Here is a 16,232-nt window from a genome sequence, read left to right on the forward strand (position 1 = left end):
TGCGTGTCCCAAGGCCACGGAATCTCTGTCCACAACGTCAGCGTCCGAGCAACGCCCCGTCACGGGTCCGCTGGCCGGCTTGAATGGCGAAGGGCCGCGCGAGCAGCGGAATGTGAGTGCAGAACTCGAAAGGGCGTCTGCCGATAGAGCACCGGATCAGTTGCTTACTTCGGCGACGAGCGTCACCTCGAAGCCGCGGCTAAACATCTCTCCTTCCGCCAATGCACGAACGAACACTGCCGGGTCGTCCACGGCAACATTGCAAGCTTGGGTCGAGGAAGTACTCGGTCCAACCTACGACGTGCACGAATATCACGCCGAGCTACGAAAGCACGCGGATCGATCGCCGGCGGAGCGTGGGGCCGCGATTAACGAGTGGCTGCGAAGGCGGGCATTGCGGGTTCACCCCAGCGAACATCCGGTTTTTGCCGCGCTGCGACCGGAGTTCGTGAACGCAGGGGCCGTGTTCAATGCGGTCTACAGGCTACCCGGCCATCCGCTCATGGCCAAGGTCGACATGTTGCAGCCGCGGGTTCTGGCAGGCTATAACCGGCAATTCGCAGGTAGGGAGCTTAGCTACGAACCTGATTGTCTTGCCGAAATGGCCGATGATGGCTTGCGGCAGGAGCGGAGCAATTTGCGGGAGATGCGGCGTTTTTTTGGTCCACGCATTCCCCGAGAGTTTTTGAGGCGCATGACCGTACCGGTTCCTGGCAGGACGCTCAAGTTACTGGCGCAGGAAGAACTCGGGCATCAGGAGCCCATTGTTGACGGCGAAAACGCGATCTACTCGCCGATGGCAATCGATAGCAATCGAGTCTATCCGTTCGACCTTACCGTACGCTTCCAGGAGGATTTGAGTGAACTCTACGGCAGATTAGCCCGTGGGGAAGATGCGATAAGTTTTAGAGGCCACTATGTCGAAGATCCATCGCATTCATTACCGGATATCGAGCAATACAAGTTGGTCTCCGATCTGTGGGTTGCAAACCGGTACCCAGGCCGCAAATTCGGCCCCGAAGAGAGGATGCTGTTCGAAAAGATTCATGGCCTCTCTGGGCAGCAGGACACACTGAATCGGCTTCTGATGCACGCTGATGACCCCGACCTCCAGCGTGAGGTGCGCGATTTCGTGTCTGCCGCGATCCACTTTTCCAATACGACGAGGATGACGCTGGATACGATCGGCGACGGCAATGTTTTTTTCGCGAAAATTGACGGCAAATGGCAGTGTGTGATGGCGGATGCGCAGGTTCCACGCTTGGAGCCCATGCTGAAGACATTCTCGGGTTCGCTGAATTTAATTGCAAATAATAAGTTGCCTGACAGTAACGCCGGTTGGCATTTAATGGTTGGCCTACCCTACATACAGTCCGTGAATGCGGTCGCGCACTTTCTCGGATTGACTGAGCGAATTCAAATCCCTGGCGGAGTGCCTGAACAAATGCCTTGGGGCCGGCTCTTATCGTTGATTGTGTCACGTCGCCAACCTGCTGCTCCTCACGCAGTTTTTCCACTTTTTGACCGTCCGTTATGGCGTCGGCCTCCGAGTATGTGGTGAGAGATGGTCGATGAAAAACAATCACTGCCGCAACGCCTGCTCCAAAATCGCCGCCGCATAAAACGGCAAATCCCCATCGGCACGTCCACTATTGCACCACTGCGTATAGTCTGAGACCAAACGATCGCGATCCACCAAACCTAATTCCGCCAGCCGCGACTCCCGAAAAAGCGCCTCGATAGTGCCGCGCCCAGCATTGCGCATGCCTCGCACGCAAGCGCTTGAAAAATCATCCGGTGCCGGCGGTTGAAACACATTACGGGAGCAGCCGAGGCTTTCAAGCGTCCTGCGCTCAATAGCGCGATTGCGGCGCCATTCTGCCGGCAGGCGATCGCAGAACGCAACCAACTCCGGCGTGCAAAGCGGATTGACGGTCCAAAGCCCGAGCCGCATTGCCAACGCTGACGAACGCTGCGACGCGCAAAGCGAAGACGAGCAGACGAGCGCCAACGGAGCACGATCAAGCGTGGTCTCCGTGCTGCGAACAATCTCATTCGCATGTTCCGTCAGAAAGGCCGGGATGGGCTCGTCCTGCTGCCGTGCCTCACCCGTCATCTCATGATCGACGTCGTTATAGAGCCCCGGGCCGCACAGTTCGTCACCGCCGATGCCGGTGAAAACAATCGCTGCCCCGCGCGTCACCGCGCGGCGAAGCATCGCATCGAGCGCTTCGTAATAACAGTCTTCCCAAGGCACCGCCGGCATGCCGTTCAAGCGAACCGAGCCGGCATGCAGCGGAATGAAATCACTGATATCGACCGTATCGTCAGAAAAGCCGAAGCGTGTGACGAGTTCCTGGCGTCGTTCGCGCTGCGCTTCGCCCATCTCGCCAAGAAGAATGATCCCCTGCGTAAGCAGCGGCGTATCGAGCAACTCCGACGCCGTAGCCGAAACGATCGCCGAATCGAGACCTCCGCTCAACTCCGCTGACGCCCCGCGAAAACCAGATGGAAGCCAGCGCGCCATTGACGATCTGACGATCTTGCGGAACGTGGCAACAACATCCACATCGGGTTTGAGCCGCATTGGCGCCGGCGCATCCACCGCCTGCGGATAGTCGATGGCGACCGCACGTCCGTCCCACCGCGCGCGGCTGCGATGCGTCATCACTTGCATGCCTGTGAACATCGTCCGGCGCGAATAAGGTGCGTCGAATGTCGCGAGAAAGTGCGATGCGAGGATCGGATCGAGACGCTGCTCCGGCAAATGGCGATAAAGCCGTGCAGCGTCCCAACTGCCCATCAGTGCACCAGGGCAAGCAACCAGGTAAACCGATCCGTTCGCCCAATCTCCGGATTCGAGCTGCACGTACGGTTCGGAGCTGTCTGTGCTGTCTGTGGCAACCACAACCGCGACAAATTGCAGTGGCCACTGAGTGGCCGCGTCGAGCTGCTGCTGCCACGCCTCATCATCGAGCATCGGAATCGGATCACCGACCCGGGACGATTCAACCGATGCCAGTCCCGCGCAACGTTCACGCACCACAAACAGCAGCCGGCGCGATGATGCAAGCGCGAAACTCTCTAACGCAACATTGCGAAATGGATCGAGGCGGCTCTGGCCGTTCGCCCATCCCGTTGTCGTTGCGCGCCACGTTCCCGGACGATCGGGAATTTCGATGTGAAGGTCAAGCATGCAAACTCCCCGATCGCTGCCGATTTTGTTATTTACGGTAATTGTCGGTGTCCGTATGACCCTTGTTCTTATTCTTTGCCTGTTGGCGCGCGTCACGGCTTCCAGGCGGCTTCGCTTGAGGCTCCGGGTCCGACATCTGAACGAGCGTGGCAGAGCCGGGTTCGAAAATCTCGTCGCCACTCTCGATGGAAGGAATCGAAGCTTGAGTGTTTTTGTCGTTGATCATTTTGGCCTCCTAATGTTATCGGCGTGTGCACGCCAAATTAGCCGCGATTCAATCACGGTATTCGCGAGTTTATAAAAATATACAGACCTGGCAATCAAGCACAAAGACAGCGTTTCGAGTGCTTGAAATCATAATATAAATAGGCCTATATTAATCAAGCGATAAAACGAAATTTTTATAAATCCGCAGCGCGACGGGGGAGTGGGCGATGAGATGCGGGTTACATGTTCCTTCAATACTTCGCTTTTTCGAACTCAATCCTGAGTTCGATCTGCTGCATTCCGACCTTCTCGATCCGTCCGCCGTTGCTTCGCTTCGTTTAGACGACGTAGCACTTGCCGATGTATTGCCGGAGCTTCGCGCGCGGCAGCGGCTGCTCCGCGTAGCGGGGGATGCCTTTTGCACTGACGCGCTTGCCGCAGCCGGCTACGATTCCGCACACGCTATCGCGGCGGTGCCCGAGGAAATATTCGTCGGCGAATGGCGGAACATCCTCCCCGGCCGCGCGGAGCAAGCGCAGGCCATTCATCAAAAGGCCAGTACGGTCAAGGGCCAGGTGCTCAATCTCTGGGCGACCTTGCACGGCACCGTCGCGGCGCGGCAATCGTCACAGCTGCCGAGCTTCAACGTGAGCCCCGCATTGGAGGGCTTCTTTCTCGGTATGCCGAGCTACCGCGACCTGTTCGGCCCGTTTGGCGGGTGCGCCTGTGAGGAATGCAAATCAATTCTTGGCGCCGCGGCGTATTTCGTCGATGTGATGCGGATTGCCGATCGCTACATCACGAAGGTGAATGAGGCGACGATCCCGACCGTTCCGCTGGATTTTCACCTCTCGAGCCGGAGGCCATCACTCTTCACGTTGCCGTTGACATGCGAGGCGACGAACGGACTGGTGCCGTATCTGCAGATCGTGAACGACGTGATGGCCACGCGGCTCGCAGCCGAGTTGCCGGGACCGAACGTATATCAGCAGCTTGCTGTCGCGCACTATCCTCTAAACCTCCCGGGAAACAGCGCGCAAGATGAAATTCGTCTGTACGTCCAGACGTTGCGGACGTCGGTGGCCGAGATTTTTGCGACGTTTGCGCCGCAGCCACCCAGCGCGGCGATTGCGCTCGCGACCGCGCGCGAACGGCTGTCACTGTCGATCGAGCAGTACGAGCTTGCCACCACTGCGTCGACAGACGTCGCGGTCTTAAAGGCGCGCTATGGTCTTGCCGCATCTCAGGACCTGAGCGTGCTCGATAAGGTGCCCACCTTCCTGTTGCAGACCGCGCTCACGCGCGAAGACCTCGGCGTGCTGCTGGACCAGGGGCTTGGCGCAGCGGAGCGCAAGGTAGGTATCGCACATCAGTTCTTCTTCAATCAGAAGTTGAGCGGGACGGATGCGATTGCCATCGTTCAATCGGGACCGGAAAGCGAGCAGCTGACGAACCTCGTTCCGCAATCGCTGGATCGTATCAATCGGTTTATCCGCCTGTCACGGTGGTCAGGGCTCGCATTCGCCGATCTTGACTGGCTGCTTGCTTCGCTGGGATTGACTGAGCTTGACGCAGCCTCGATCGAGGCACTCGCGAACGCAGTGGCGGCAAAGCAGGCCTTCGAGATTGACGCCGATGCAGCGGCCGCGCTGTGGTCCGATATGAAGACGATCGGTACAGGGAATGGAGGCGAGCCGCAGGATCTCTTCGATCGGATTTACAACAACGTGCAGGTGCTTGACGGAGCACCTCCTTATCGCCCGCTCTACGCCCGCAATCCGCTCTACACGGACACGGTCGTGCATTGGAAGCTCGCTACGAACGAGACCAGCAGCAAGTCATTTACGCAAGCCCGCATGGCCGCGGCGCTCGGTCTCGAGCAAACGAAGCTGGCAGCGATGGGCGAGGCGCTGTTCGGCGCCGAGGCAACGGTTGCCCTCGATGTGCCGAACCTTTCGCGTCTGTACCGAACCGTACAGATAATGGCGGCGGTGAAGCTCGATATGGACGAGTACGTAGCGCTGCTTGCGCTAATCGGTCTCGATATCACCGCTGTGCCGGTACCAGCTGATCTGCTCAGTATTCTCCATGCTGCACGGGAACTCTCCGAGCACCAACTCGCGGTCGGCGACCTCACGTATGCGGTCACAGGAAACGCGGCGCTTTCCGAAGCGCCGACGTATCAGTCGGCGACGCTATACGATGCGATGAAAACGATCTGGGTGCTGTCGCAACCGCAGTTGTTGACGCCCACCTCGTTCACCGCCGACCTCCTTACCGAGGAGCAATCCGCCGCGGCGTTCAAGAAGATCGAAACGAAGGGCGGAATTTTTGTGCTGCTTCGCGCAGCCTATGAGCAAGTCTTCGATACGGTGCTCGAAACCGAGCTTGCACTGATCTCAAGGCAAGTGGCCGACGAAGAACTGACGTTCCTCGATCCCGATTTCTCGAAGGCCGAGATTCATATCATCGGCCAAGCGCTTCGTCGCGCGTACAACGCGACGAACGATCTACTCGATGAGCAACTCGCCGGGCTGTTCGAGACGACCTCGCAGATCGGAGCGGCGATTCGCTACTACTTCGCCCAGGCCATCGTCCTTCCGGATTTCATCAAATTGCTGGCAACGCCCGTTCTTCTGGACGACGAGGCGGGGAGTTCATGGGAGGCTATCGAAGCGGCCCTGCTCGCCATTGCACGGGCCGTGTTTGTGGCGGAGTTGCTGTCGATGAAGGCCGCCGAGATTCGGAGTGTCGCCGATCACCCCGCGGTCTACGCGCTCAACACGGCGACGCTGCTCGATCCGAGCTTCGACGCGCTTCGATCCGTGCTTGTGCTACACGATCTAGAAACATTGTGGAAAGCGCGGCCGCGCGACATTCTCGCGTTCCTCGCGATGCCGACGGACACGGCTTGCACAAACGGTGCGAAAAGCGCGGCACTGTCGCAGTTGTCCGGCTGGCCGCAAGCGCAGATCTGCCGCGTCGCCCAAGACCTCGGCGGGTCAACGATGCTTTATGACTCGCTTGCAGGCCTTGCACGAATGCAGCGCTGTTTCGCGATCCTCGCTGCGTCAGGAATGGATACGATCGCGGTGGCCGCCATCCTGCGGTTACGCAACCTGTCGGCGCAGACCGCCGACTGGCCGGTGTGGTCGGAAACCGTCGCGATGGTCGCCGCGCTCTCGAAAGCCCGCAATGAAAGTGATTGGACCGCAGTCAGTGCCCGCGTTATCGCAGGTCTGAACGAGCGGCGGCGCGACTTGTTGCTGGAGCGTTTGCTCTGGTCGCTGCGTCAGAAGGACCCGCACTTCGTTTCCGCGCGCCAGCTGAGCGACTATCTGCTGATCGATGTGGAGCGCAGCGGTTGCAATGACATCTCCCTCGTCGTCGAAGGTCTGAACGCGGTTCAGCTCTATCTGCAGCGTAGCCGGCTCAACCTCGAAGTCGGCGTCGAGAAGATTTCAGTCCCCGAAGCGTGGTGGGAATGGATGCTGAACTACCGCGTGTGGGAGGCGAATCGGAAGATATTTCTCTACCCCGAGAACTACCTTATTCCATCGCTGCGCAAGTCGCGCACGACGCTGTTTCGCGCGCTACAAGACTCGCTTCAGCAGTCCGATCTCTCGCCCGAGCAGGTGTCCCCGGCGTACAAGACATACCTCGATGGCGTGGCAGCACGCGCAACGCTGACATGCATCGACAGTTGCCGCTACACGGTCGAGGATGCCAGACGCGGCGCGATCGACACGCTATTCCTCTTCGCTCGCACGCTGACCGAGCCCTACGCCTATTTCTATTCGCGCAAGGAAGTCTCGGCCGGATGGTCCGAATGGCTGCCGATCGACGTATCGATCAGCTCCCGCTACGTGTCGCCGGTTTTCGCATTCAACCGTCTATTCCTCTTCTGGGTCGAACTCACACCGGTGTCGATCTCCCAGATCAAAGCATCCTCCACGCCGCAATTGGAGGCGGTATCGGAAAACGAGATCGTCTATCGGGCGGCGATTCGTTTCACGTTTTACGACTTCACGATGACGTGGGTTCCCGCGCAGACGGTGTACGAAGACGAAGTCGTCTACGTGACGCCGTCGCCGTCCACATTCAAGGATTCGTCAGGCTTCCGGCTGTTCGACATGGACAGTCTCTACTGGCGCAAGGTCAACGTGGTGCATGTGTTGCCGGACGTGCTGACGACACAGCCAGACAATACGGCGGCCGCCGAGAAGCTGACCGTTTTCTACGGGCCGTTCCTCGACAACAACATCGACGGCATCCGGATCGACCCGGTGCCCGCCCGCCCGTTGGCCGCGCAAGCAACCGCGAACCCGCCGCGCTACGAATTCGCGGCAGACGTGCGGAGTGCTGCGATCAACGTGAACCAGGCGCTGGAAACCAGGACGCGCGGCCCGACGGCACTGCGCAACGCGACCACGATCAACGCCGACCTGAACCGCGACTCGATCCTCAACATGACCGAGTTTCCGCTGTTGCGCCAAAATCTTTCGCCGGGCGTGCCGCCAGCGTTGGCGCCGAAGATCGATCTGCCGACATCGCAACTCGCGGTCACCTCGTCGTTCAACGTGCTGCGGACGAACTACGACGGCGATTACACGTCTGTGATCAGCTCGGCATCGCTGTCTCGGCGAGTTGGCGTCGACGCGTTCATTGCGCGCGGTATCGACGCTATCCAGTCGGACACGATCTTTGGCGACCTCGAATCGGTTGGTATTGTCGATTCCACTGGGATGGTGTCGTCTACCTTCAATCGCAATACGGACCTTTTCTTCCTGTTTCCGGGCGAGCCGAGATCCGTCGCCGCGCCGTTAATCGCGGCGGTGCAGCGCATTCTGTTCGACCTGCGCGCGGCCGGTGTGCCTGCCAATGGCGGCTCGTTTCTTCTGGATCCGATCGACACTGCCCGCTCGAAGGAGGTGCACGAGGCGCTCGCGCAAAAGGGAATCCTGGATGGAGTCGGAAGAGTCGTCCCGACGTTGACGTCGGCCACAGACCTGTCGTTTCTTTTTCCATCGATTGCCGAGCCGCAGAAAGGGCGCTTGATCGATGAAGTGCGCCGCGTCCTGTTTGTCTATCTCGGCGACCCGCCGCTGCTGGAGCGCATCGCGCGCGAAAACGCATCCGTGATGATGGTGAAGAACCAGCCGGGCTGGTTCGTTTTCAACAACGGCAACGAGGCGTTTCTCGTCACGTCCGATGCCACCGAGTTACCGCCGATCTCGAGGTGGATGCGCATCGCCGCAATCGAGTCGCAGCCACGCGTCTACGAAGACACGTTCGTGACGCCCGACATCGATCTGACCGTGTCAAAGCAGATCATCGCGGACCTCAAGGGGCTTGGCATCGTGGGCGAGGACGATCGCGTGGAGCAGTTCACGCCGCGGACCGATCTTTCGTCACTGCTAGCCGGCGACCCGGAGCCGCGCCGTGGGATACGGATTGCGGAGGTCCGCGAGACCCTGCTCGGTTTGCCGTCGATTACCGGCTTTCGCTACTACTATGAACTCGAGTTCGAGCTGCTCGACGCGCGCTCGTTCATCGGCTCGGGCATCGACGAAGCTCAATCAGCCGAGGTGTTTGCGCAACTGCGCGAAAAAGGCATCGTCGACTCGACGGGCTTGATCTCGAGGCTCGTCAACGACGAGACCGACCTCGCATTCCTTTTTCCGAGCGCGAATCCGTCGATTCGGCAGGCGTTGATTGCGGAGGTTCGCCGCATTTTGCTCGCGCATCGCACGGCGGCGTGGCAGACGACGCTGTATGACTTGAAGTTCCGTTTTACGCGGCTTTCGACCGCATCGACAGGTCGGCTGAGCCGGGCCTTGTTCGCGGGCGGCATCGACTCGCTGCTGTCACTCAAGTTGCAACAGATTCCGGTCGTGCCGGAGGTGCCGTTCTCGCGGTATGCGCCGACGTCGCGCGTCATTGCGCCGGTTCGGTTCGACGGCGCGCAAGTCGACTTCGACGGTCCGTATGGGCTCTACTACTGGGAACTTTTCTTTTACTCGCCGCAACTGGTTGCAGCCTCGCTCAAGTCCGACATGCGGTTCGAGGAGGCGCTGCGCTGGTATCAATACATCTTCAATCCGACGTTGCGTCCCACGCCGCTGACGGTGGACTCGTTCATCACGCCCAATATCCCACGCACGCTGGCGCAAGAGGCGTTCGGCGAATTGCGCGCCAAGGACATTATCTTGGCGGACGGCAGCGTATCCGAGAAGTTCACGGCGGGAACGGATCTCAGCTTCCTTTGGCCGCAATTGCAGCCGCCGGAAAAAGAAGGAAGAATCCGCGAGGCGCGCAACATCTTGCTGAACAACCAAGTGGCGAGACCCGCGGCGCGCTTCTGGCAATTCCAGCCGTTGCGCAACCATACCGTGAAGTCGCTGATCGCTGCCCTTACGGACCCGGTCCAGATCGCGACCTACAACAACGATCCGTTCGACCCATTCGCCATCGCGCGCTTGCGAATCGGCGCGTTCGAGAAGTCGATCTTCATGGGCTATGTCGACACGCTGATCGCGTGGGGCGACTCGCTGTTCACGCAGTTCACATGGGAGTCGCTGACGGCGGCGAGCCTGCTCTATTTTTACGCGCTCGATCTGCTGGGTCCGCGGCCCACCGGCCTTGAGCCGTGTCCCGTGCAACCGGTCACCACGTTCGAGAAAATCAAGAAAGCGTACGAGAGTGCGCCGGACGGTATTCCACAGTTCCTGATCTACGTCGAGAACCTGTTGCCTGCGAACGATATCGTCGCGCCGGGTCTGCTTGGGAATCCGTTTACCGAAATCGACCCGTACTTTTGCGTGCCGGAAAATCCGCAACTACTTGCATACTGGGACACGCTCGAGGACCGGCTGTATAAGCTGCGCAACTGCCTCGATCTGGAGGGCCGTCCGCGGCAGCTAGCGCTATTTCAGCCGCCGATCAACCCGTTGCAACTCGTGAGAGCCAGCGCGGCAGGCCAGTCGTCGCTCAATGTTCTGCAGCAGCAACAGGCGACGATCCTGCCGTATCGATTTACGTCGCTCATATTGTTCGCACGGCAACTGACGGCGAATGTAATCTCGTTCGGCGCATCGCTCGCGGCCGCGCTGCAATCGCGCGATATCGAAGGCTTGGCGCGGTTGCGCGCACGCAATGAGATCGACATCCTGAACCTGACAAGCGAATCGAAGAAGCGGCAGGTCGATGTGATGCAGGCAACACTCGACGGATTGCAGGAAAACAAAAAGGCGTTGGACGCGAGGCGCAAGTTCTATAACGACCTGGCGGACGAGTTTCTCAATCCCGCGGAGATCGCCAACCTCGTCGCGTCGGCGATCGCGCTGCGCTTTAGCGTGATGGCGGGCACGCTGCAAGCGGCCGCCTCGATCGCCTACGCCACGCCGCAAGTCGGATCGCCGTTCGCGATGACTTATGGCGGCATCCAACTCGGGAACACGCTCAATGCCGCGGGGCAGGTGGCTGAGGTGCTCGGGGGAGTGGCCGACTTTGCGGCCAGCACGAGCCTCACGGTCGGCGGTTATCAGCGCCGCGCACAGGAATGGCGCTTCAATGCCGAACAGGCGGGCATGGATGCGGCAGCGCTGACGAAGCAGATCGCCGCAGCGACCGGGCAGCTCGCTATCGCCCAGCGAGATCTCCAAATCCATCAGCGTGCGATCACCAATGCGGCGAAGGAGCAGGAGTTTCTGACGAACAAGTTCGACAATCAGGAGCTGTACGTCTGGATGACGGGCCGGCTGTCGACATTGTTCTTCCAGACGTATCGGCTTGCGCTGGAGGCCGCGATGGCCGTGCAGGCTGCCTATCGATACGAACTCGACCGCGACGACACGTTTATCAACTTCGATTACTGGGATAGCCTTCATCAAGGATTGCTGTCGGGGGAGTCACTGCAGCTGTCGCTTGATCAGATGGAGAGCACTTACCTTCGCAACAACCGTCGGCGGTTGTTGATCGAGAAAGAGGTCTCTCTGGCGACGATCGCGCCAGCGGAGCTGCTGCGCCTGAAACAGACCGGGGAGTGCACGCTCTCGCTCACCGAAGCCCTGTTCGACTTCGATTTTCCCGGCCACTACTGCAGGCAGATCGTGGCGATCGCGTTGAGCGTCCTCGACGAGAAAGGCGAGGTGTTCACGACGCTCAACGGCATGCTTACGCAGACGCGCAACGACGTCGTGCTGACGGCGGATCCGAAAGCGGTCGCCTATCTGCTCGATCCGAAAGGCGAGATCCCATCGAGCATCAGAAGGAACTGGCAGGCCGCGCAGCAGATTGCGCTTTACAGCGGAGACAGCGTCACTGGCGTTGGCCTCGGGCTGTCTTCGGTGAACATCTACGACGAGCGCTACATCCCGTTCGAAGGAACGGGCGCCGTTTCGGAGTGGCACTTGAGCATCCCGAAAGCGACGAACACGATCGACCTCATGTCGATCTCGGATGTTCGGATCATGCTGCAATACTTTGCACTGAACGGCGGTACCGGAGCCCGCAGGGACGTCGAGAAACTGCTTGGCGGCTACCTGTTACCCGCCGCGATCTTTCTTGATCTCAAGCAACTCGTTGGCGCCGACGCGTGGGCCGCGTTTGCCGAAGCGCAACCGTCGGGTGGATTCCAGACGCTCGTGTTCACTGTCGATCAACCGGACCTGCTGCCGTCGAATATCGCGAAGGCGTTGATGATGCAGATCGAATCGCAGATCGTGGTCGACAGCGGTATCAAACTGCCATCCAAATCGGAATTCATCTCGCTGCGCGTCGACAAGGCGGCCGTGACGCAGCCGTTGAAGATGGAAGGGGCATACGGCACGACAACGTTTTCCAACGGCGTGCCAAAGGACAAATTCGTTGGCCCCTGGCTGTTGTCGGTCAACGTCGATGCAATGGCAAAACAGCCCGAGCTGAAAGCGTTGCTCCGGCCCGATGGCCGTCTCGATCCGGATTTATTCCTCGACGTTCAGCTGTTTCTTGTCACCAAGGCGTGCGTGTTCGGCTGCGGATGAATTCTCCATTCGACGAACCGTTATATCAACACTTCATCAGGAGTACATGTCATGGCATTTGAATGCGAGAAATATCTCGAACCGGGACAAATGCCCTGTACGGGGGCTCACTGCAACAAGTTTGAGAATACGACCCAATTCAAGCAAAAGTGTCTTTGCCGGACGTCCTCCGGCGTCGAGATTCCGAAGTGCCAAGTCAAGGGACCGACAACGCCGATCGGCTTCTTCATTTGCTACAACAAGGCCACGGGCGAACAGGTTCTGTCCACAGCCGATGCGTGCCAGGACCGGCGCGACAAGGATAGAAACTGGACCTACAGTGAATGCTATTGCTGCTGCTCCTGCTTCGCGTACGACACGAGAGTCGCGATCAGCACGGGCGAGGTCCGGTACATTCAGAACTTCGAAGAGGGCGATCCGGTTTATGTCGCGTCGATCGACCAAGCGGGCAGCCGACTCGGCATCACGTGGAACCAGCGGCCGGTGGTCATGAGTGCGGGGACAGGCGGCGGCAGTCAGGAGATGGTGCTTGTGCACTATGGCGCGGACGGCGAGATCATCGTAACACCCGATCACCTTTTCCTCGTGCCCGAGGGCAAATTGATACGCGCGGACCGGCTGCGTGCCGGTGACGTGCTGGTTGCCGATGACGGCGCTTCGGTCACGGCGTACGACGTGCAGCTCGGCCTCTACACGGGCGGCATTCATCACATCTCGGCCGAATTCACGCCTGGCGCAATCTCGCTCGACGGGCACCTGCTCAGCGCAAACGGCCTTGTCACAGCGGACTACATCTTGCAGATCAGCCAGGGCTTGGACGACGTCCAGCCGTATCTGGTTGCCGATCTCGATCAGCGTCCCGCCATCGGCAGCACGGAATACGCCGCGGCGGCGGGGAGTGCCACGATTTTCTCGAGCCACGCCGGCGCTGCACCGCGCGCGGTTCGGACCGTGCATTTCGAACCGCATGAGGCGATCACGACGCCGCGAGGCGTGCCCCAATGGGCGCCCCGGTTTCTGACGGACGAGCAGGCAGCCAGCATTGGCAAGCAAGCGCCGCACGTGCCGGTGAGCGAGGAACTGAACCGGGCGAACTTCCGCTATCTGAAGGAGCTATTCGATGGGTTCTTTCCCGGTATCACCCTCCACCTCGAATGGGCGGACGAGACCCCGAACCTATACGCATTCCGCCAATTCGGTACTCAGACCGTGTATGTGGCCGGCCGGCTGTTGCGCACGCTGACCGTCAAGCGTGAAGGTCTCGCGCTGATCCTCGCTCATGGCATTGCGCGTCTGCTCGGTCTGTCGCAGCTCGACCGCCGCGGTTATGCCTGCACCGGCGCAGCTGACTTCGACGCAATCTCGTATGTGTTGCCGACAGCCTTCGAGTTTCAGAATTCGGTGGTGCTCGAGGCATTCAAGCAGGTCAAGGAGCTGTTCGGATTCGCCGACGTCAATGCCGGTGGGCCGAGCAAATGCCACGAGCCGTCGTTGAAGTGCCGCCTCGACGCGTTGCAGAGCGGCATGGCCGGCTTGCCGCTGCCGGCTTGTGCCGGCGGGCCGACTGCGGACACGTTGAGGCTCGAAAAGGCCGAAGCGGTCGTGTTCGAAGGGACGCCGAGCATCATCGCAACGTTCAATATGCCGGTCGATGCGCGCTCGGCGCGTGACATTACGCATTACGTCATCACGCCGGAGTCGGTTATCACCACGGCGCTTGTCGCGCCCGATGTGCCGGAGCAAGTGGTGCTGACGGTGACTTTCCCCGATCCTGCCGCCGGTGAGTATGAACTGCGGGTGCGCGACGTCGAAGCGGAAGATGGCTCGACGCTCGATCCGGACCGAACGGCCGTGTCATTCAAGGTCGGGGCGGACGTGCGGCCGCGCCGAGCCGCGGCGGGAGTTCAGTCATGACGGACAGCCAGGACGCTCTGATGCAGCAGCGCATGCAACTGGCCTCGACGCTCGGCCTCGATCAACCTGTACCGTTGACGGTGCTCGAGGCTGCGCTAAACGACGACACGTATGCGCACAATCTACTCGCCAGCCGCCGCACGCCGGCGATGATGCAGATCCTGCTTGCCAACCCGCCGCGTTTGCGCGTCACCGAGCCTCGATGGTCGAACGCGGAGCTGGTTGGACGTGCTGCGGCGGCGATGGCCCGCTGGGCACGCACGGGCTTCTCGGTTGTCGACGAAGCAACGCTTACGCGCCGACGTGATGCATGCCTCTCGTGCCCGAACCTGACGCAAGCGCCTGATCGGCAGATATATCGGCTGCTGCCCGGGCAGATCTGCAAGCTCTGCGGTTGCCGGGTACAGGAGAAGACGAAATTGCCGAGCGAAGCGTGCCCCGAGCGTGATCCGCAACGGAGCGAGTTCTCGCGGTGGGGGGAGCCGTTCGAAAAGGGTTGACGGATTATCCGGTGCCGGTCGATGCCGATGCGCATCTCGCAACGATGGCAGTCGTCGTACCGGCACCGCGAACCGTGGAGTGAAGCATCGACTTCACACCAGCGGCAAGCAGATCTCGGTGATCAGATCAGCTGGCGCCGTGTCCCGCGGGTTGTTCAGATACGCCTCGAAGGCCGGCGCATCAGCCACTTTGCGGCCCGATTGCACGAGCCACGTTCCATATAGCCACTGATACGCCGCAGGCATATCCGCGTAGGGTCCTTGGTGCCGTAGCACCGCGTATTCGCCCCCTTTCACATGCGTGAGCGAAACCGGTGGGCTCAACGTCACGGACGCTCGAACGGATTCCGGCAATAGCACGCCGGCTTTCGAGCGCAACGCATTTTCTTCGACGACACTGGGGTCATCGTAGTAAACGCCAACCATCCTGATATCCGCCGTGAGCAAATTGTGTTTCGCCAGCCAGCCGCACAGCGCATCGAACGCGTTGCCGATTTGCATATACGGTCCAACGTGATCGACCGATAAAATTTCCATTGGCTCCAGGTGACGGATTGCCACTTCGTGCATCGCCATTGAGTTGTCTCCAGAGAGCGCCGGACGAAGCCGGCTATAGGTGCGTTGTGCCTTGCGAGATGATCGTAAACATAATCGAGCGCGCGTGTGAGCCGCGTTTCGTAGCGGTTCCGACTAACCGGATCATTCATCAAGTAGGCACCTACAACATCAACTCAAATCGGCCGCTGCCTTGGCCTTGTCATGCTCCGCCGCCAGTGCCTCATCCGCGGCCTGCGCACGCTGGATGGCCGGGCGCGCAAGGATTCGATCGATATAAGCGCGCAATACGGGTGTCTCGGGTATCAGCTTGAACATCGTGATCCAGTTCAGCGCTGCGCCCCATAGCACGTCCGCTGCCGTAAAGCGCTCGCCCAACAGGTAGGGGCCTTGGGCCAGCTGTGCGCCAACCGCATTGACGACGGTCTCGAAGTCGCCATAGGGCGACGTGGAGTAGGCCGCGGGCGGGCGATTCATCGAGCGGTCGACGACGGCTGGCTCAAAGCACGAACCGTAAAACACCATCCAGCGCAGGTACGGTCCGCGCAACGAATCGCCTATCGCCGGCGCCAGGCCCGCTTCCCGGTACAGCTCGGCCGCATACATGTAGACGGCGGCCTGCTCGGTAACGATCACGTCGCCGTGGCGCAGCGCGGGAACTTTGCCCATCGGGTTGACGCGCAGGTAGTCGGGGTCGTGATGTTTGCCGCGAGACAGGTCGAACGCGTGAAGTTCGTAGTCGGCCTTCAACTCTTCAAGCAGCATGCGGGCGCCCGCGGATCGGCTGCGCGGGGCATGGTAGAAGATCAGGTGGCGGTCTTGCGGCATGACGGGCTC

8 protein-coding genes are annotated in these 16,232 nt (G+C 60.1%); 4 read left to right on the forward strand and 4 right to left on the reverse strand.

Features of this window, described 5'->3' with window-relative positions:
* Window positions 1-112 precede the first annotated feature (112 nt).
* Window positions 113-1,561: a hypothetical protein gene (locus tag ACSQ20_RS00075; protein WP_436016292.1), complete on the forward strand. Its 1,449-nt coding sequence runs from the start codon at window positions 113-115 to the stop codon at window positions 1,559-1,561.
* A 21-nt stretch (window positions 1,562-1,582) separates the two neighbouring features.
* Here the strand turns inward: ACSQ20_RS00075 and ACSQ20_RS00080 are convergent, their stop codons facing one another.
* Together ACSQ20_RS00080 and ACSQ20_RS00085 are read right to left on the reverse strand one after the other, a co-directional pair.
* A complete protein-coding gene (locus ACSQ20_RS00080; protein WP_436016294.1) occupies window positions 1,583-3,196 on the reverse strand; it encodes an asparagine synthase-related protein in 1,614 nt (537 codons plus the stop codon).
* Window positions 3,197-3,224: 28 nt separating this feature from the next.
* Window positions 3,225-3,422, reverse strand: a complete 198-nt coding sequence (locus ACSQ20_RS00085) for a hypothetical protein (RefSeq protein ID WP_436016296.1) — start codon at window positions 3,420-3,422, stop codon at window positions 3,225-3,227.
* Window positions 3,423-3,630: 208 nt separating this feature from the next.
* Between ACSQ20_RS00085 and ACSQ20_RS00090 the strand changes: the two genes are divergently transcribed.
* The 3 genes from ACSQ20_RS00090 to ACSQ20_RS00100 are packed head-to-tail and all read left to right on the forward strand — an operon-like array spanning window position 3,631 to window position 14,840.
* Window positions 3,631-12,426 (forward strand): neuraminidase-like domain-containing protein, encoded by an 8,796-nt coding sequence (locus ACSQ20_RS00090; protein ID WP_436016298.1) that lies wholly within the window; start codon window positions 3,631-3,633, stop codon window positions 12,424-12,426.
* Between the two features lie 51 nt (window positions 12,427-12,477).
* Entirely contained in the window at window positions 12,478-14,340 is a 1,863-nt protein-coding gene (locus tag ACSQ20_RS00095; protein WP_436016300.1) for a Hint domain-containing protein, read from the forward strand.
* Window positions 14,337-14,840 (forward strand): hypothetical protein, encoded by a 504-nt coding sequence (locus ACSQ20_RS00100; RefSeq protein WP_436016302.1) that lies wholly within the window; start codon window positions 14,337-14,339, stop codon window positions 14,838-14,840. Before ACSQ20_RS00095 ends, ACSQ20_RS00100 begins: the two co-directional genes overlap by 4 nt.
* A 93-nt stretch (window positions 14,841-14,933) precedes the next feature.
* Here ACSQ20_RS00100 and ACSQ20_RS00105 read toward each other — a convergent pair whose 3' ends face one another.
* Together ACSQ20_RS00105 and ACSQ20_RS00110 are read right to left on the reverse strand one after the other, a co-directional pair.
* Entirely contained in the window at window positions 14,934-15,416 is a 483-nt protein-coding gene (locus ACSQ20_RS00105; protein ID WP_436016304.1) for an AraC family transcriptional regulator, read from the reverse strand.
* Between the two features lie 150 nt (window positions 15,417-15,566).
* Window positions 15,567-16,223 (reverse strand): glutathione S-transferase family protein, encoded by a 657-nt coding sequence (locus ACSQ20_RS00110; protein WP_436016306.1) that lies wholly within the window; start codon window positions 16,221-16,223, stop codon window positions 15,567-15,569.
* Window positions 16,224-16,232 lie beyond the last annotated feature (9 nt).

This window comes from Trinickia sp. LjRoot230 (assembly GCF_964253315.1).
Taxonomy (GTDB): Bacteria; Pseudomonadota; Gammaproteobacteria; order Burkholderiales; family Burkholderiaceae; genus Trinickia.